Origin of the sequence: Kangiella japonica, from assembly GCF_039523535.1 — a bacterium.
In the GTDB taxonomy this organism is placed as follows: Bacteria; Pseudomonadota; Gammaproteobacteria; order Enterobacterales; family Kangiellaceae; genus Kangiella; species Kangiella japonica.
On record NZ_BAAAFM010000001.1, the window covers coordinates 119,714 to 136,968 of the forward strand.

General features: G+C 43.2%; 17 protein-coding genes and 1 pseudogene. 4 read left to right on the forward strand and 14 right to left on the reverse strand.

All coding sequences use genetic code 11. The features are described 5' to 3' along the window. Positions 1-15: 15 nt before the first annotated feature. The 9 genes from ABD128_RS00535 to ribF form a co-directional block, all read right to left on the reverse strand. Positions 16-561: a PilX N-terminal domain-containing pilus assembly protein gene (locus ABD128_RS00535; RefSeq protein WP_343985155.1), complete on the reverse strand. Its 546-nt coding sequence runs from the start codon at positions 559-561 to the stop codon at positions 16-18. A gap of 2 nt (positions 562-563) precedes the next feature. Continuing rightward, the gene (locus tag ABD128_RS00540; protein WP_343985157.1) at positions 564-1,298 is read right to left on the reverse strand and encodes a PilW family protein; all 735 of its coding nucleotides are present in this window, start codon (positions 1,296-1,298) and stop codon (positions 564-566) included. 12 nt (positions 1,299-1,310) lie between these two features. Next, positions 1,311-1,922 (reverse strand): type IV pilus modification protein PilV, encoded by a 612-nt coding sequence (gene pilV, locus ABD128_RS00545; protein WP_343985159.1) that lies wholly within the window; start codon positions 1,920-1,922, stop codon positions 1,311-1,313. Continuing rightward, positions 1,922-2,401, reverse strand: coding sequence for a GspH/FimT family pseudopilin (locus ABD128_RS00550; protein ID WP_343985161.1), 480 nt, complete (start codon positions 2,399-2,401; stop codon positions 1,922-1,924). The genes pilV and ABD128_RS00550 overlap by 1 nt, the downstream gene beginning before the upstream one ends. A gap of 139 nt (positions 2,402-2,540) precedes the next feature. Then, positions 2,541-3,491, reverse strand: coding sequence for a 4-hydroxy-3-methylbut-2-enyl diphosphate reductase (gene ispH, locus ABD128_RS00555; protein WP_343985163.1), 951 nt, complete (start codon positions 3,489-3,491; stop codon positions 2,541-2,543). Between the two features lie 128 nt (positions 3,492-3,619). After that, positions 3,620-4,063, reverse strand: a complete 444-nt coding sequence (gene fkpB, locus ABD128_RS00560; RefSeq protein ID WP_343985165.1) for an FKBP-type peptidyl-prolyl cis-trans isomerase — start codon at positions 4,061-4,063, stop codon at positions 3,620-3,622. A 34-nt stretch (positions 4,064-4,097) separates the two neighbouring features. Further along, positions 4,098-4,619: a signal peptidase II gene (gene lspA / locus ABD128_RS00565; RefSeq protein ID WP_343985166.1), complete on the reverse strand. Its 522-nt coding sequence runs from the start codon at positions 4,617-4,619 to the stop codon at positions 4,098-4,100. A gap of 163 nt (positions 4,620-4,782) precedes the next feature. Next, the gene (gene ileS / locus ABD128_RS00570) at positions 4,783-7,590 is read right to left on the reverse strand and encodes an isoleucine--tRNA ligase (RefSeq protein ID WP_343985168.1); all 2,808 of its coding nucleotides are present in this window, start codon (positions 7,588-7,590) and stop codon (positions 4,783-4,785) included. Positions 7,591-7,625: 35 nt separating this feature from the next. Continuing rightward, complete coding sequence (gene ribF / locus ABD128_RS00575; RefSeq protein WP_343985170.1) at positions 7,626-8,594, reverse strand: bifunctional riboflavin kinase/FAD synthetase; 969 nt, start codon at positions 8,592-8,594, stop codon at positions 7,626-7,628. Positions 8,595-8,783: 189 nt separating this feature from the next. On the opposite strand from ribF, the gene ABD128_RS00580 reads away from it, so the two are divergent. Then, positions 8,784-9,371 (forward strand): hypothetical protein, encoded by a 588-nt coding sequence (locus ABD128_RS00580; protein WP_343985172.1) that lies wholly within the window; start codon positions 8,784-8,786, stop codon positions 9,369-9,371. 44 nt (positions 9,372-9,415) lie between these two features. On the opposite strand, the gene murJ is transcribed toward ABD128_RS00580, so the two are convergent. Then, positions 9,416-10,951 carry a murein biosynthesis integral membrane protein MurJ gene (gene murJ, locus ABD128_RS00585; protein WP_343985174.1) on the reverse strand — a complete coding sequence of 512 codons (1,536 nt, stop codon included), beginning with the start codon at positions 10,949-10,951 and terminating at the stop codon, positions 9,416-9,418. Positions 10,952-11,176: 225 nt separating this feature from the next. Here murJ and rpsT point away from each other — a divergent pair, with 225 nt between their 5' ends. Then, positions 11,177-11,437 (forward strand): 30S ribosomal protein S20, encoded by a 261-nt coding sequence (rpsT, locus tag ABD128_RS00590; protein WP_110200786.1) that lies wholly within the window; start codon positions 11,177-11,179, stop codon positions 11,435-11,437. Positions 11,438-11,499: 62 nt separating this feature from the next. On the opposite strand, the gene ABD128_RS00595 is transcribed toward rpsT, so the two are convergent. Beyond that, entirely contained in the window at positions 11,500-11,931 is a 432-nt protein-coding gene (locus ABD128_RS00595; RefSeq protein ID WP_343985177.1) for a MarR family winged helix-turn-helix transcriptional regulator, read from the reverse strand. Positions 11,932-12,133: 202 nt separating this feature from the next. On the opposite strand from ABD128_RS00595, the pseudogene ABD128_RS00600 reads away from it, so the two are divergent. After that, positions 12,134-13,473, forward strand: a pseudogene (locus tag ABD128_RS00600) (DUF1329 domain-containing protein). Between the two features lie 96 nt (positions 13,474-13,569). Here ABD128_RS00600 and cgtA read toward each other — a convergent pair. From cgtA to rplU, 3 genes are all read right to left on the reverse strand, one after another. Next, positions 13,570-14,778, reverse strand: coding sequence for an Obg family GTPase CgtA (gene cgtA, locus ABD128_RS00605; protein ID WP_343985179.1), 1,209 nt, complete (start codon positions 14,776-14,778; stop codon positions 13,570-13,572). Positions 14,779-15,033: 255 nt separating this feature from the next. Further along, the gene (rpmA, locus tag ABD128_RS00610) at positions 15,034-15,288 is read right to left on the reverse strand and encodes a 50S ribosomal protein L27 (protein ID WP_110200791.1); all 255 of its coding nucleotides are present in this window, start codon (positions 15,286-15,288) and stop codon (positions 15,034-15,036) included. Between the two features lie 3 nt (positions 15,289-15,291). Then, positions 15,292-15,861, reverse strand: coding sequence for a 50S ribosomal protein L21 (gene rplU / locus ABD128_RS00615; RefSeq protein WP_110200792.1), 570 nt, complete (start codon positions 15,859-15,861; stop codon positions 15,292-15,294). A 389-nt stretch (positions 15,862-16,250) separates the two neighbouring features. Here rplU and ispB point away from each other — a divergent pair, with 389 nt between their 5' ends. Further along, the gene (ispB, locus tag ABD128_RS00620; protein ID WP_343985182.1) at positions 16,251-17,219 is read left to right on the forward strand and encodes an octaprenyl diphosphate synthase; all 969 of its coding nucleotides are present in this window, start codon (positions 16,251-16,253) and stop codon (positions 17,217-17,219) included. Positions 17,220-17,255 lie beyond the last annotated feature (36 nt).

Consider the following 17,255-nt stretch of genomic DNA (forward strand, 5'->3'; position numbering starts at 1 on the left):
ACTATTCTCCTCGAATTAACTATTGCCACATGCAGCGACAAGCAAAGACCATTGTTCGATCTCTGTTTTTGCTTCATTTGCATCTTCAATACCGTCACGATTTGAGTCTACCCAAGCTTCACCATAATGTTGGAAGACATTACAACCGACAGTATTTTTGTTGTTCATTCCCGATGAATTTCCTACGCATTTAAAAGCTGAAGGACATCCTCTATATGTTGTATCCGTACCACCCTTTAATACCCCTGTTGAGCTATCAATAGTCGGTGTAACGTCACAATCTGTTGTGACGTTACCGGTATAGTCGACACAAGTTTTAATGGTTAAATCTTTTGCGTTTAAAGTTTGAGCCAGAATTGCTTGATCATAACGGTACGACTCTACGATACTATTGTTTGTCGTTTGCGCTCCATGGAACGAAACACTTTTTTCCTGAACGTTCGAAGCTTGCTTCTCGGACAGAATACTGGATCGCATTATTGCCAGACCAATAATGGTTAAGGTCATCAACAATAACAAAGATATAATTAAAGAGAAGCCTGACTGTTTATTTCTATTCATGATCAAATCCCACTTGGGCGGTTGTGCAATACAACCGTCGTTTCATACTTAAAATGTAACTTTTTATCGTTAACGCTAATGTCTTTACCCAGCAAATTAATATTCCTCGCAATAGTTGCATCAGAAGTATTTTGCTCGGATGTAAGTAGTAAACCAAAACGGATACTACGCACGTTTGTCGCATTAGTAATATTATCTGCCGTGACATAGTTTAAGTTAGTACCTACAAGTTCACCGTATAGAACCTGAAAGTCTTCTACATTACTAATTAACGGCTCACCATTACAGGTTAGAACACCATCGGTGACTTGGTATATGTTCTCAATAATATCCCCTGGTGTGACCGCTTGTCCGTTGCAGTCAGCGTCATCAATTCCAGCACCAACGCAGTCATTATCAGGCTGCGAGCTGTCACATGATTCAAAGTGAATTTTTAAAATGTCAGGGCCTGCTCCACCTTCGTAAGTACTATAATCCAACGGTACTGGACTTGGTAAACTATAGCCTAAAGATGAGTTGTTTACCCAACCGGCTTTAGCGATATCTTCTTTCATAAAGCTTAGAGCTAACTGAGCATCGCTCTGTGCTCCTAAAACGCCTTGAGATGTGTTATTCGTCTTTTTGCTAGATAAATACACGGTGAACACGCCAGCAATTAAAATTAATCCCAGCACCATACCCACCATCAATTCAACTAACGTAAAACCTTGTGTTCTTTTTTGAATACTAGCTTTCATTATGATTCAGTCCTATGGAATAATTTCAACAATAGCGCACGAATAACCTAAGTCTAGATCTGTTCCTGGTGGCAAAACCTCTTGGCACCTTGCTGTGGTTACCAGTTGATCGCCACTATCGGCTCGTTCTATTTGAGGCCATGCTGCGTAAAGTGTTAGTTTTGAACCTGCGCTACAGGCGTCACCATCTCCTATGTCTCGATCATTACATGTAATCCCTGCTTGAGCACCTTGAATCCCAGAACTGCTCATACTCATGCAGATCGCATCGATATCAGCTTGAGCAAGCTGTTCACCAGAACACGAGCCTGAAGTGCAGGTGTTCTTTTCTTCATAAGGAGTTGCGCCGACCTCACACCATTGATTGATTTCACCAGAAGCTTTTTGTCCGGTGTAAAATGAACCAGGATCATCAGCAAAAAACTCTCTGTTAGCCATAATTCTTGAACTGGCATCATTAAGCCATGCTACAGCTTGTGATCTAGCGTAGCTTTCTTGAGTTGAAGTTAATGTTTTCATCTGCAATGCGGCCATCCCTAACATCCCAATTGCAATTACTAGGATAGTGATGAGAACTTCTATCAAGGTCAAACCTTCAATTTTTTGTTTATTTTTGATCATCATTAGCACTCAACCTTTTCCACCTTAGAAGAGCCCGATGGAGCTACATCAATCTTACGCCCAACATTATTTTTATCGCAAAAAACCACGCCACTGGCTCCCCAGTGATTATTTTTACTATAACCTGTTCTATCGAAGATAACTGAGTCGCTTGATGAGCTTCCGCTTAAACTAATATTCTTGGCGATTTTCCCCTCATTCAAAAGCTCAACAGTAGAACCACCATCAACATAACTAACAACCCACCCATTGGCCCAGGAACCACTGACTGGCGCCACGGTCACATCCGTTTTTAACTTTACGGCTTCCGCTCTTGCACTGGTCAAAGTTGCATTCAAGTTATTCGCAATTCCCGTTAATCGGTTGCTATTGATGAAGTTACTGAGAGATGGGACTGCTATTGCAGCAACGATCGCTAGAATGGCAATGGTGATCATTAATTCAATCAGCGTCATACCTTTGTTAAATTTTGAACCGAGCATTTATCTTTTTACCTTAATTTTTGTCGACTCATAACTTATACGATATGTACAAATCAATTGCATACTATCTCGGACAAACGGTACAAAAAAGCCGATAAGCGGTAACTTATCGGCTTTAAGTGGTTAATTTTTAAGAATTTTAATGCAAATTTGACTCGCTAGGACGGAGTTCACTGGGTAGGACAAAAACGATGTTTTCTTCGACACCATCAGATTCTTGGGTGTTGGTGCCGCCTTGAGACTCTAAGTATTGAATAACGTCTTTAACCAAGACTTCTGGTGCTGAAGCTCCTGCTGTGACACCCACTTTTTCTACGCCTTCAAGCCACGCCGGGTCAATTTCACCGGCATTGTTGATTAAGTATGAACGCGTGCCTTCGTTTTCCGACAGTTCCTGCAAACGACTTGAGTTTGAGCTGTTTTGCGCGCCTACTACTAAGATTAAGTCACACACCGCAGCTAGTTGTTTAACAGCATCTTGACGGTTCTGGGTGGCGTAACAAATGTCGTCTTTTTTAGGGCCTTGGATATTTGGAAACTTATCTTTTAAGACTTCAACGAGACGCTGAGTATCGTCAACCGACAAAGTGGTTTGAGTGACGTAAAACAATGCGTCTGGATTCTTTACCTTTAGTTTTGCTACGTCTTCTTCGTCTTCGACTAGGTAAATTCCTGACTCTGGATTGTCATACTGTCCCATGGTGCCTTCAACTTCTGGGTGGCCTTTATGACCAATCAGGATACATTCTTCATTGCGACGGCTATGGCGTGCCACTTCCATATGCACCTTGGTGACTAACGGGCAAGTAGCATCAAAAACCTTTAAGTTACGAGCTTCTGCGTCACGACGAACTTGTTGTGAAACGCCATGCGCGCTAAAAATAAGCGTTGAATCTTTCGGCACATCGTTGAGATCTTCAATAAAGATGGCGCCTTTTTCTCGTAAACCATCAACCACAAACTTGTTATGCACCACTTCATGTTTGACATAAATCGGTGCTCCGAAAATTTCAATGGCACGATTAACGATCTCAATGGCGCGGTCAACACCGGCACAAAAGCCACGAGGGTTTGCTAATATGATTTCCAAGATAATACCTGCTAAATACTTAAGTTGTGGATACCAGATAATTTTAGCGTTTGCTAAAGTCAGTTAGAAAACTAATACTTTAATCTCTATAACTCAACCTAGTATCACAAACATAGTGTGGTTACTGACTATTGTCTCACTTCGACAATTTCGATTTCAAGGATTATATCCTGATCGGCCAACGGGTGATTAAAGTCTACTTTAACAGAATGCCCCTGAATTTCACGGATCATGCCCGGAATTGTGCCCCCCATCATATCCTCGAAAGCTATGATAGAGCCTTCTTCAAGCTTAACGTCTGCGGAGAACTGGTTAATATCCATAAAATGAACATCATCAGGGTTTGCTGGCCCGAAGAACTCAGAACCATGAACTTCCAGTTTTTTCTCATCACCCGCCTTTAAGCCCATCAGAGACTTCTCAATAACCTCAGTTAAACTACCATCACCAAAAACAAACCACACAGGTTTGCCGTTGACTCGGGTACTGTCAGCCGCTGAGCCGTCTTTTAGTAAGACGTTAAAATGTACTAATGCTTTCGAATCAGCATTAATTTGTAAATCAGTAGTCATAAAGTCACTAGAATTAAGAAGTTGATGACGAAAATTAAGATGTTTTCTTTTCGTCTTTATTGTCTGGATTCTTGAAGGTATCAATAACTAATAGACCAACACCCATCAAAATAACGCTGTCTGCGATATTAAATGTAGGCCAATGATAACCGTCCTTCGACACATACCAATCAATAAAATCAATCACATAGCCATAGGCTAGGCGGTCATAAAGATTTCCAATAGCGCCACTTAAAATAAGCGCCATGCCAACGTTGGCCAGCTTTTGACTCTTAGGCGTTTTATACATCCAAACTAACAAAACGACACTAATTGCAGCTGCGATTGCCGTAAAAAGCCAACGCTGCCAGCCGCCAGCATCACCAAGGAAGCTGAAAGCTGCGCCATAGTTATAGGCTAGGTTCAAGTCAAAGTGTGGCATGACTTCAATAATAGGCCCGCCATAAACTGGTGCTAAGTTATTATCGGCCCAAATTTTTGTTGCTTGGTCGAGGATCAATAAAGTTACAGTGATCCACAGCCATACCAAACCCGATTCTTTTATTTTATTCAACATTTATACTCTATGTTTATCTGTCATTGTAAGCATAGCGAAGCAGTCTTATTCTCCATATACCCCTAAGAGAATATCCCTAAGAGAATCCCCCTAAGAGAAGACCGCGTCGCATTTCATGCTCTTAATAATGACGCCTTATTACTATTAAGTGTTAAAGTATCTATTAAGCGTAATGGCGGGTTTCACCATCACCAACCACGTTTTCCACACAGCGACTACAAATCGTCGGGTGGTCGCTATTAGAGCCCACATCTTCACGGTGATGCCAGCAACGCTCACACTTTTCAGCGTCAGACGCACTAATGGTAAGTTTTAAGCCCTCTACATCAGTCGCTTCACCAGCTTCGTCTTTCGCTAGCTTGGCTTGAGAAGTAATAAAGACAAATCGTAATTCGTCTTCTAACTTGCTTAACACGGCGTATAACTTTTCATCAGCATGAATTGTCACTTCCGCTTGCAATGAACCACCAATAGATCCGTCTTTACGTTTTACTTCAATGGCTTTGTTAATAGCGTTTTTAACCGTTGAGATTAGCTCCCAATCTTGCGCGGTGATCTCAGCATTCTCCATAGGGAACAAGCCTTGATACCACTCTGAAATAAAGACGCTCTTCTCACGCTCACCATTGGCTGGTTTTGGCAATAATGGCCAAATTTCGTTAGCCGTAAAGCTTAAGATTGGCGCCATCCAGCGCACGAGCGCTTCAACAATATGGTATAAAGCCGTCTGACAAGAGCGCTGTGCTTTTGAGCCACGCTTAGCCGTGTACTGACGATCTTTAATGATGTCTAAATAGAAGCTTCCCATGTCGATCGAGCAGAAATGGTGAATCTTTTGCGCCACGATCCAGAAATTATAGTTTTCATAGGCATCGATAATCGCTTCTTGCGCTTGGTAAGCAGCGTCAACAGCCCAGCGATCTAGCGGTAAAAGGTCTTCTTTTGCAATCATGTCATCTGCTGGTTCAAAACCTTCCAAATTCGCCAATAAGAAGCGTGAGGTATTACGCAAACGTCGATATGTATCGCCGGTACGTTTTAAGATTTCCTCTGAAACCGCCATCTCACCGCGGTAATCTGACGATGAAACCCACAAGCGAAGTACATCAGCACCTAGCTTATTAATCACATCGTTAGGCGCCATGACGTTGCCTTTCGACTTCGACATCTTCTCGCCTTTACCATCAACCACAAAACCGTGTGTTAGACAGTGCTTATAAGGCGCATGGCCATGAATACCGACTGACGTTAATAGCGACGACTGGAACCAACCGCGATGCTGATCCGAGCCTTCTAAATACAAGTCTGCTGGCTGGCGTAAATAATCACGCGCCGACAAAACACAATAATGTGTCACACCAGAATCAAACCAAACGTCTAGGGTATCATCAATTTTTTCATACTTATCAGCATCAACAAGCTCAGAAGCATCCAGGTCATACCATGCCTGAATACCCTTCTCCTCAATCAATACTGCTACTTTTTCCATTAGTTCAGCTGCGTCTGGGTGTGGCTGACCATCTTTTTTATCGATAAATAAGCAAAGTGGCACGCCCCAGGTGCGTTGACGTGAGATACACCAATCTGGACGGTTGCCGACCATTGATTCGATTCGCGCCTCGCCCCACTCAGGAACCCACTTAACCTTTTTAATCTCCTCCATCGCCTGTGGCTGCAAGTTATTTTGCTTCATCGAAATGAACCACTGCGGCGTTGCACGGTAGATCAATGGCGTCTTAGTTCTCCAACAATGCGGATAGCTGTGACGAATTTTATCTTGGTGTAACAAGCGACCTTTTTCGATCAAATGCTCAACCACAGGTTGATCGACTTTATACACATGCTGTCCGGCAAATACCGGCGTATCATCAGAGAAAACACCGTTCGCCATAACATAGTTTAAAAGGCCAATGCCGTATTTCTTAACCACCTGGAAATCGTCTGGGCCATGGTCTGGTGCGGTATGAACTAAGCCGGTACCCGCATCAGTCGTCACATGCTCACCAACAATGATCGGTAGCTTTTTATCGTAGAACGGGTGATTTAGACTTAAGTTTTCTAAAGTGTCACCAGTGGTTGTAGCGACTACTTCGTAATCGGTAATTTCAGATTCAGCCATGACTTGTTTATACAAGTCTTCGGCTAAAATAAACTGTTCTTCGCCAGCCTCAGTTTTAGCTTTTACCAAAACGTAATTAAATTCAGCATGTACCGTGACCGCTTGGCTTGAAGGCAGGGTCCAAGGGGTTGTGGTCCAGATAACCACCGAGGTGTTATCACAAGAAGCGCCATCGAAGGCCTTTTCAAACGCAGCCACATCCGCTAAAGGATAACGCACATAAATCGAGTAAGATGTTTTATCTTGATACTCGACTTCCGCTTCCGCCAGCGAGGAACCACCAACCACACTCCAATAAACCGGCTTTTCGCCTTTGAACATGTGACCGTTTTTAACCAACTTAGATAACGCACGTACAATGTTCGCTTCAAAGCTGAAATTCATGGTTTTATAAGGATTGCCCCATTCCCCCAAGACACCTAGACGTACGAAATCCTTCATCTGCCCCTGAACTTGCTTTTCTGCGTAATCACGACATTTTTGACGGAATTCCGCATGCGAAATCTTTTGCCCAGCTTTACCGACTTTTTTCTCAACTACGTTTTCAATCGGCAAGCCGTGACAATCCCACCCAGGCACATAAGGACTGTCAAAACCGCTAATGGTTTTACTCTTAACCACGATGTCCTTAAGGATTTTATTTACAGAGTGACCAATATGAATATTGCCGTTGGCATAAGGAGGGCCATCGTGCAAAATAAACTGCTCACGGCCAGCTCGTGCTTTGCGGATCTCACCATATAAATCGTTCTTTTCCCACTCGGCCAACATTTTTGGCTCACGATTAGGCAGGTTACCGCGCATTTCAAATTTAGTTTTCGGTAAGTTTAAGGTGTCTTTATAGTCACTCATCCAAATGATTACTCTGTTGTAGTTAATTCAATCGATTAAAATTCATTAAAATGGTCTTTAGCAGACTCGGTATCGGCTGCAATTTGCGCTTTCAGCTCGTCTAACGACGCAAATTTCTTCTCGTCTCGCAATTTAGCGATGGGCTCAACGCGTAGGCGCTCTCCGTAAAGGTCACCAGCGAAGTCTAAAAGATGTACTTCAAGTCGCTCAGGGCTTTGCTTTAACGTCGGCTTATTGCCGATATTCGCTACCGCTGCCCAGCGTTTATGGCCTTTACCATGCACCAAGCTAGCACTTATACCATACACCCAAACCGCATACACCCCCTTTAAAGGACTTTTCAATCTTTTCAGTGGGATATTGGCGGTGGCAAAGCCAATTTGTCGGCCTTGTTTATCGCCGTGACTTACTTTGCCCTCGATCTGAAAGGGTTTATTGAGGTAACGTTCGGCTAGCTGAAACTGGTTATTAGCCACCGCTTCTCGCACCAGACTGCTACTGACCCGAAGAGACTTGTCATTGACTTCTAGCGTGACGGACTGATTCGCTTCGACCGAAAAGCGCCCTGAACCACGACTTTTCAGCATTTCAAAATCGCCTTGACGCTTATAACCAAAGCGGAAGTCATCGCCTATAAATAGATGTTGTACATTGAGTACATCGATCAAAACGCGCTGAATAAATGCCTCAGCAGTCAATTCAGCAAACTCTTGGTTAAAGCGAAAACATAAGACGTAATCAACGCCCAATGCTTCTAGGGCTTTGACTTTATCAGTCAATTTAAAGAGTCGTGCAGGAGCCTTTTCAGGACGGAAATATTCTTGCGGATGTGGCTCAAAAACAATGACCACACTGGGCAAATTAAAGTCCTTTGCCTTGCGGGTTAAGCGCTCAATAATGGTTTGATGACCCAAGTGTACGCCATCGAAATTACCAATAGTCGCCACGCAGCCCTGCTGAAACAGTGCTTTCGGACAATTATAGAGACCACGCAATAGACGCATTTTGTACTAAGATTCCAGTGAGGCTGAGGCCAAAGCCGGCAATTATAGCGGACTATGGGCCAAGAATTAACCACAAATCGTTGATTGGGCTAATAGAAACTCTAAATCCCAACTGAATCACCTGCATGTGGCTTGCTAACCGTCTTCAAATCGGTGACTATATCTCAAATCAATAACATAGAGAGCGACATGAAAAACACCTTAAAACTCTTAACCAGTTTCGTTTTAGCCACTTTAATTACCGCTTGTGCCTGTAGCAGTTGTGCGCCTGCACCGAACTTTGATGAGATTTTATCCCCTCAAGAATCTGAGTTTTTCAGTTTAATCCAATCGATGTGTGGCAAAACATTCGTTGGCGAGTCTGTATATCCTGAAGATCCAGGTCATGATTTCGCCGGTAAAAAGTTAGTAGCTACGATTGATTACTGTGATAACCAACATATCGCAATTCCCTTCACGGTAGGAGAAGACGAGTCTAGAACCTGGCACTTGAACAAAACATACCAAGGTTTATTATTTAAACACGAACACCGCCTAAAAGACGGTTCACCTGATCCGGTGACTAATTATGGTGGCTACTCAGCAAGCTACAAGGGCGAAGCCGTTACGGCAACTAAGCATTTCTTCCATGCTGACGACTTTACCGCAGAGCTCATTCCTGATGCTAAGACAAACGTGTGGATGTTAGAAGTTGATCCTGAGAATCAAGAACTGACTTATTACTTAGAAAGACATGGTAAGCCACGTTATAAAGCAGTCTTACAATTAAAAGAATAAATTACTATCAAACATCCCTGCTTTCGCGGGGATTTTTCTTCCAGCTATCGTTGAATTTTAAAGTCTCTAGGTCTTAACCCCATCAAGACCAACAAAATCCCATACACAGCTACAGTGGCGACAATAATAACGCTTATCATGCCAATCGCTTCGAAACGCGTCCACGACTGCCACTGTTCAATACTAAAGTCTGTGTACCACAAGCCTAAGAGCAACAAGCTACTAGCAACGACTAATTTTAGAATCCAAATCTTACTTTTGCGCGACAGCTGCAACTGACCGTTTTTGTGCAAATAGCGGTACAAAAATATCGCATTGATAAAGGCTGAAACACTCGTAGCAATAGCTAATCCAACATGTCCAAACGGCTTAAATAACGCCAAGTTCAAAATAATGTTGCTAGCGATGGCAAACAAAGCAATTTTGACAGGAGTTTTAGTATCTTGGCGCGAGTAATAGCCAGTTAAAAAGACTTTTACCATCATAAAACCGATTAAACCAATCGAATACGCCTGTAGACTTTGACCTGCTTTAAACGAATCATCAGCAGTAAAGGCACCATGTTGAAAGACGCTAATCATGATTGGTTCAGCGAGCCAGAAAAGGCCAATACCCGCAGGAATACCGATCATTAATACCATGCGCAAGCCCCAATCTAGGGTGCCTGAAAAGTGCTTCATATCTTTTTTCGAGAAGTACTTAGATAGAGTTGGTAATAAAACTGTGGCAATGGCGATGCCGAAAATACCTAGAGGAAACTCCATCATACGATCTGAGTAATACAACCAAGCGATACTGCCCTCTTCCAGGAATGATGCGATCTGAGTATCAATCAACAAGTTGATTTGACTGGCTGAGGCGCCAACTATGACAGGAACCATTAACTTAATGATGCGCTGAACTGCTGAATCTTTCCATGCCCATTGCGGTTTTGGCAGATATCCCGCTTTCCACAAAAACGGAAAGTGTAAGAGTAACTGTAAAGCACCAGCTATAAATATAGCCCAAGCCAAAGCAACGGTTGGACGCTCCATAGTCGGCGCCCACACAATCGCCGCCGCAATTATTGATAGATTTAACAAGATAGGCGCGAATGCTGGAACCGCGAACTTATCCAAAGTGTTTAGCACCGAGCTGTACATCGCCACTAGGGATATAAAAAAGATGTAAGGGAAGGTGATTTTTAAAAGGTCGCTGGCTAACTGAAACTTTTCAGGAGCGTTTATAAAGCCTGCGCCAAACAACGCAATAACGCCTTGCGAGCCAAGTACACCTATAACCGTAATAATGGCTAAGAAGCCGCCCAGCGTTCCTGAGACCTTACTCAGCAAAGAAACCGTCTCGGCCTTGGTCCGGTTCGAATAATATTCGGAAAACACAGGCACAAACGCTGTGGCGAAGGCACCTTCACCGAACAGGCGCCTCAGGAAATTAGGGATTTTCTGTGCAACAAGGAAAACATCAGCCTGGCCACTGGCACCTAGTAAATTCGCCAAAACCACGTCTCTGGCGAGCCCCATAAAGCGCGAAATCATGGTCCAAAAACTGACGATGGTGCTGGATCGTAAAAGACTGCCCATATTGCTGAAGTATCTTCCTAAAAGGTGTTATAATGTCGCTCTTATTGTGCGCAAGTTTAAGCGATTAAAGGCTTAGTCACCATAGAAAAGACTAAAAAGCCTTAATTTTGACAGAATTATACTGATTTTAGCTGTTTTCGCTTGATACAAAACTCGAAAACAGGTATATTTCGCGACCTTAAATTTGTGATTATTGTTTTATTAACCAGTTGTTAGGAGTTCACCTTGGCTAACATTAAATCTGCCAAAAAACGTGCTCGTCAAGCTGAAGCTCGTCGCAAGCACAACGCAAGCCGCCGCTCAATGATGCGTAGCTACCTTAAGAAAGTCGTATACGCTATTGAAGCAGGCAACAAGAAGGATGCACAAGCTGCATTTGAACGTGCTATTCCAGTGATTGATGCGGCCACTACTAAAGGCCTTATCCACAAGAACAAAGCTGCACGTCATAAGAGCCGTTTAAACGCTCGAATTCAAGCCCTATAATTTAGAACTTGAAGTAGCAAAGATTCTTGAAGCCGCTATCGCAAGGTAGCGGCTTTTCTTTGTTATGCTGACTTTTCATCTTTGTATAGCATCGTTAGAGTCGTAACGCCATTAGCAATCAACTCAAGTTCGTCCTTACTCGCAAGCTCTAGAATCTCACTAATTAACTTTTGTTGCTGTATTCTCACGGCATCCACTACTTGTTGGCTTTTTCGCGTAGGCGCAACAAAAACCACCCTTTGATCCGTTTTCGAGCGTGATTTAATCACAAACCCCTGCTTCTCTAAGGCTTTGATTGTACGCGTAATCGCTGGTGCGCTGACCGATTCATACTCGGCTAATTGATTGATGGTCTTAGGTCCCTGCATAACGAGCTGAGTGATAATACCGAGTCGCTCTTGAGTTAAGCCTATCGATTTTTCGACCTTCTTAGACTTATCATGAAACATTGATAACAAATCATATAATTGTTGTGCGGTATCTTGTTGAAACAAAACGCTTTTGTCCTTATTCAAACTGACTAATTTCACCTTAGTTATTTTATTTAACCATAGTTAACTATGTTCGTCATTAATAAAAACAACTTGCTTGTTCAAATTATAGGTTTGTTCAATTAGCGCGCTGTGGTCTAACCAGTTGGCAGCGGTTGTTTCTCCAGTAAAATGCGCACCACTTAACACCATTTATAGCACCTATATGGGAATTTCCATCTTAATATTGCTTATTGCCAGTCTGGCAGTAACCACTCAAACACAGGCCAAAGTTGCTGCCGAGCAAGCAGCTAGGTTGACTCAAGATCTAACGCCAATGGGCGCGGAGCGTGCTGGCAACGCGGAAGGCACAATCCCAGCCTGGACAGGCGGAATACAGCAGGTTCCAGAAGATTACGAGCCTGGTGAGCATCATGTAGACCCTTATGCTGACGAAGAGCCACTTTTGGTTATTACCAGTAATAACTACCAAGATTATGCAGTAAACTTGTCCAGTGGACAGATCGCACTGTTAAAACAATACCCTGACTATAAAATCAAGGTATTCCCAAGCCATAGAAGCGCCTCATTCCCTAAAAAAATCTATGACTTTAGTATTAAGAATCCTTCAAGAGCAGAGCTAACGCCAGATGGCGCTGGACTAAAGAATGCTGGTGTTGGCGTCCCCTTCCCTATACCAACGAGTGGTTTAGAAGCGATTTGGAACCACTTAACCCGTTACCGTGGTGAATCCATTAACGCCAGTACATCCAGGTTACTCCACAGGTTGACGGAAGCTACAACCCTGTAAAGTTTGAACAGGAGTCTTTGCAGTACTATGCGCAAGAGCATCCTGAGAAAGATAATTTCCTATTCCTTTACAAACAGCGTATTACCTCGCCTTCTAGCATGGCTGGTGAAGTGTTATTGGTGCACGAAACCGCGAACCAAGTTAAAGACCCACGTCGCGCATGGCGCTATGATCCAGGTCGTCGTCGCGCTTTTAGAACGCCCACTGTAGCCTATGACGCACCTGCATTAGCTTCTGACGGCTTATCGACCATTGATAACTTTGACATGTTCAGTGGTTCGCCAGACAAGTACAACTGGGAGCTTAAGGGCAAAAAGGAGTTGTTTGTTCCTTACAACGCATACCATTTACATAGCGATCAGCTGAGTTATGACGATATTGTTCGACCTGGCCACATCAACCAAGAAATTGCACGCTATGAACTCCACCGTGTATGGGTAGTGGAAGCAACACTTAAAGAAACTAAAGACAACATCTATAGTCGCCGTACCTTCTATCTTGACGAAGACAGTTGGCAAGCACTTTTAGTAGATCACTATGACGAACAGGGTGAGCTATGGCGCGTCGCTGAAGCGCATGCTCTTAACTACTATGAAGTGCCGGTACTTTGGACAACGTTAGACGTTATTCACGACCTAAAAGCAAAACGATACATCGCTTTTGGTCTAGATAACCAAGAAAGTATGTACGACTTCTCAAAAAGCATGAACTATCGCCAGTTCACCTCTTCAGCATTACGCCGAGAAGGACGCTAAAAAAAGAAATCCAAGATACAAAAAAGCCACTCTGATGAGTGGCTTTTTTTATGATTCAAGATTAAATCGCTAGAATAAACGCTAAGTAATCTAGCCTTAACTATTTTTATCCTCTGGTACATCGCTAGGATCGACGTATACAACTTCAACGCCATCATCTTCAAAGTCTTCAACCCATTCAGGCTCCAAACCTTCAAATGGGTCAACTTGAACTTCATCCATTGAACCAGGTTCAGGCCAGTGGAATTTAGTTTGGGTCTTCTCAGCTTCAAACTTACGGATCTGAGGATGCTCAATTAAATAATCCATAATCGCATTACAAATTTCACGAGTACCTTCTTTTTGGATTGCCGACATCTTAAACACAGGGCCATCCCACTGAAGGCGCTCCAGCATATCGTTCATCTTAGCTTGATTTTCTTCTTCACTCATCAAGTCCGTTTTGTTAAAGACTAACCAAACCGGCTTATCCTTAAGAGAGATATCTTTGCTCTCACTGTATTTATATAGCTCGTTCATAATATCATTGAAGTTCTCGACAGGATCGGACTGATCAAACGGTAGTAAATCAACGATATGCAATAAAATACGTGTTCGCGCTAAGTGGCGTAAAAAGCGAATGCCAAGACCCGCACCTTCTGCGGCTCCTTCGATAACACCAGGGATATCAGCGACAACAAAACTTGACTCAGTATCAATACGCACAACACCAAGATTAGGAATGAGCGTGGTGAAAGGATAATCAGCAACTTTAGGTTTAGCAGATGATACCGCACGAATAAAGGTCGACTTACCAGCATTTGGTAATCCAAGAAGTCCCACATCGGCAAGTACTTTGAGCTCCATCCTTAGCTCACGAAGCTCGCCAGGAGTACCGTGAGTGGCTTTTCGAGGAGCACGATTTATCGAGCTCTTGAAACGAGTATTGCCCAGACCGTGGAATCCGCCCTTCGCTACCAGTAGCTGTTCTCCGTGCTTGGTTAAATCACCAACAATTTCGCCAGTTTCTTTATCCGTGATCTGGGTACCAACAGGTGCTTTTAGGATTAAATCTTCACCTTTAGAGCCAGTCATATTACGGCCTTGACCATTCTCACCACGTGTCGCTTGATAAAAACGCACATAACGATAGTCGACTAGCGTGTTCATTTCTTCATCAGCAACAATGTATACATTACCACCATCGCCGCCATCACCGCCGTCCGGGCCACCCCGAGCAACGTATTTTTCACGGCGGAAACTGACGATACCGTTACCGCCATCGCCTGCTTTAACTTTAATGGTTACTTCATCTACAAATTTCATAAGACTATTTCATCGTATTACTGAGAGTCATTGTCTATTGACTCAGAAAGTGAACAGCTAACAGATCTTTTAACAATCAAAAGCAATCAAGTTAACCTATATCATATCAGTTTAAGCCGTCGCACCCTTTGAGTTCAATCATTGGGGAGAAAACTTAACAATACTTAAACTTCAACATTGTTAAAGAGACTTTAACGTTTCTTTAACAAAAAAGCCCCAGCGATGGCTGAGGCTTTTCCTAAAACTCAAGTTTGATTAAGCTTCGATAGAAACAGTACGACGATTGTTTTTACCTTTAACTTCAAACTTAACTTTACCATCAACTTTTGCAAAGATTGTATGGTCACGGCCAAGACCTACACCGTTACCAGGGTGGAACTTAGTACCACGCTGACGAACAATGATGCTACCCGCGCTTACTTGCTCACCACCAAAGCGCTTAACACCAAGGCGTTTACTTTCGGAATCGCGGCCGTTACGAGTACTACCACCAGCTTTCTTATGAGCCATCGTTTACTCTCCTTTCATCAATTCTTTAGCTTGATCGATCCAGTTTTCACGCTCGATACGACCTTTGAAGCTTAATTCTTCGTCAAAGTGCTCTACGTCTTTCGCAGTCCACTCAGCGATTTGTTTAAATGTAGTGATACCAGCTTCGTTTAATTTCTTAACGATAACTGGGCCTACGCCTGATAATTTAGTTAAATCATCACCGTCAGTTTTTGCTGCAGCTTTTTTCGCTGGAGCTTTCTTAGCTGGCTTTTTCGCGCCATCTAGAGCAATACCGTTAATTTTCACTTCTGTGAACCATTGACGGTGGCCTTGACGTTTCATGTGATGTTTACGACGCTTGAACTTAATGATGTTCACTTTCTTAGCACGACCGTGGTTAACGACTTCGCCTGAAACCACAGCACCAGCTACAACTGGAGTGCCTAGAGTTACATTATCGCCGTCAGCGACCATTAAAACGTCTTCAAAATCGATTGTTGCACCAGTTTCCGCCTCGATTTTCTCAAGACGCACTACCTGGCCTTCTTTTACGCGGTGTTGCTTACCACCACTTTTAATTACTGCGTACATATTGATTCTCCGGTTATAGACCCTCTTATATATCTCAACAAGAAGGTTAATATGTATTGCTCAATGGCTTTCATATTTGAGGGCGCGAATTTTAAGCGAAATACGCCCGTAAAGCAAGGATTTAAGCCGATAAAACCTTGAATAATGGATTTAAAGCCTAAATCGGGCTGAATCATACCAAAAGCCTAACGGTTCAGCGACTCTTATCCCAAAATATCGCCATAAAAGCTTGACCCAAGGCGCTAGCCTCACTAGGATTGCCAAGCAATTATTGTAAAGCCGTTGGCAGTATTGCTGTGATAGATGTCCGATTGGTTACCACTACGACCTCTATGTTTTTAAGGCAATCATTAAAAAATACCAGCTACAATTTAATTTTAAGGTAGACAATGACACTCGACAATATCCGTGCCTTGGTAGAATCGGACTTCCAAGCAACTAACCAAATGATTCTTGATCGCCTCAAGTCGGACGTGGTTTTGGTGGATCAAGTGGGACATTATATTGTTGCAGCCGGTGGCAAGCGATTGCGCCCTATGCTGGTACTTTTAGCTGCGAAGTCAATGGGTTATACAGGTACCGACCACTCAAAGTTAGCCGCTGTCATCGAGCTAATTCATACTTCTACCCTGCTCCATGACGACGTTGTTGACGAGTCAAGTATGCGCCGTGGTCGCGAAACGGCAAACGAGCTGTTTGGCAACCAAGCGTCGGTACTTGTTGGAGACTTCCTTTATAGTCGCTCATTCCAGATGATGGTTGAAGTGGACAATATGAAGGTTCTTAATATTCTTGCAGATACCACTAACGAAGTGGCGGCTGGCGAAGTCTTGCAGCTGATGAATATTAACGACCCAAAAGTCAGCGAAGAGTCTTACTATCAAGTCATTAAACGTAAAACCGCGATTCTTTTTGCGGCAGCCACCCAGCTTGGAGCGGTTCTCTGTGATGCCTCAGATGATATCGAACAGGGCCTTCGCGAATATGGCTTACAGCTAGGCATAGCATTCCAATTGATTGATGATGCACTCGATTATGCTTCCGATGCTGATGATATGGGTAAAAATGTGGGTGATGATTTAGCCGAAGGCAAGCCGACTCTGCCGCTAATTTATGCACTCGCACAGTCTGATGAATCTGATCAAGCGCTTATCCGCAAAGCGATCGAACAAGGCGGTTTAGACGACTTAGATGAAATTTTGAGCGTCGTTAAAGCTACTAATGCTATTGAATATACCTACCAAGCGGCTGAGAAAGCGGTTGAACGTGCTATCAATGCATTAGTACCTCTGCCGGATTCTGAATATAAAACAGCTTTAATAGAGTTAGCAAAGCTTTCACTGGCGAGAAACTCTTAGTGTATAAGAGCAAACTAGTTATTAAGCACGAGTCTC

Excerpts from the sequence above, each read along its gene's own strand:
- ABD128_RS00540 (WP_343985157.1), bottom strand. The coding sequence starts at position 1,298 with ATGAAAGCTAGTATTCAAAAAAGAACACAAGGTTTTACGTTAGTTGAA.
- rpmA (WP_110200791.1), bottom strand. The coding sequence starts at position 15,288 with ATGGCTCATAAGAAAGCTGGTGGTAGTACTCGTAACGGCCGCGATTCC.
- ABD128_RS00580 (WP_343985172.1), top strand. The coding sequence starts at position 8,784 with ATGAAAAACACCTTAAAACTCTTAACCAGTTTCGTTTTAGCCACTTTA.
- ileS (WP_343985168.1), bottom strand. The coding sequence starts at position 7,590 with ATGAGTGACTATAAAGACACCTTAAACTTACCGAAAACTAAATTTGAA.
- cgtA (WP_343985179.1), bottom strand. The coding sequence starts at position 14,778 with ATGAAATTTGTAGATGAAGTAACCATTAAAGTTAAAGCAGGCGATGGC.
- lspA (WP_343985166.1), bottom strand. The coding sequence starts at position 4,619 with ATGTTGAATAAAATAAAAGAATCGGGTTTGGTATGGCTGTGGATCACT.
- murJ (WP_343985174.1), bottom strand. The coding sequence starts at position 10,951 with ATGGGCAGTCTTTTACGATCCAGCACCATCGTCAGTTTTTGGACCATG.
- fkpB (WP_343985165.1), bottom strand. The coding sequence starts at position 4,063 with ATGACTACTGATTTACAAATTAATGCTGATTCGAAAGCATTAGTACAT.
- ribF (WP_343985170.1), bottom strand. The coding sequence starts at position 8,594 with ATGCGTCTATTGCGTGGTCTCTATAATTGTCCGAAAGCACTGTTTCAG.
- ispB (WP_343985182.1), top strand. The coding sequence starts at position 16,251 with ATGACACTCGACAATATCCGTGCCTTGGTAGAATCGGACTTCCAAGCA.
- pilV (WP_343985159.1), bottom strand. The coding sequence starts at position 1,922 with ATGATGATCAAAAATAAACAAAAAATTGAAGGTTTGACCTTGATAGAA.
- rplU (WP_110200792.1), bottom strand. The coding sequence starts at position 15,861 with ATGTACGCAGTAATTAAAAGTGGTGGTAAGCAACACCGCGTAAAAGAA.
- ABD128_RS00550 (WP_343985161.1), bottom strand. The coding sequence starts at position 2,401 with ATGCTCGGTTCAAAATTTAACAAAGGTATGACGCTGATTGAATTAATG.
- ABD128_RS00535 (WP_343985155.1), bottom strand. The coding sequence starts at position 561 with ATGAATAGAAATAAACAGTCAGGCTTCTCTTTAATTATATCTTTGTTA.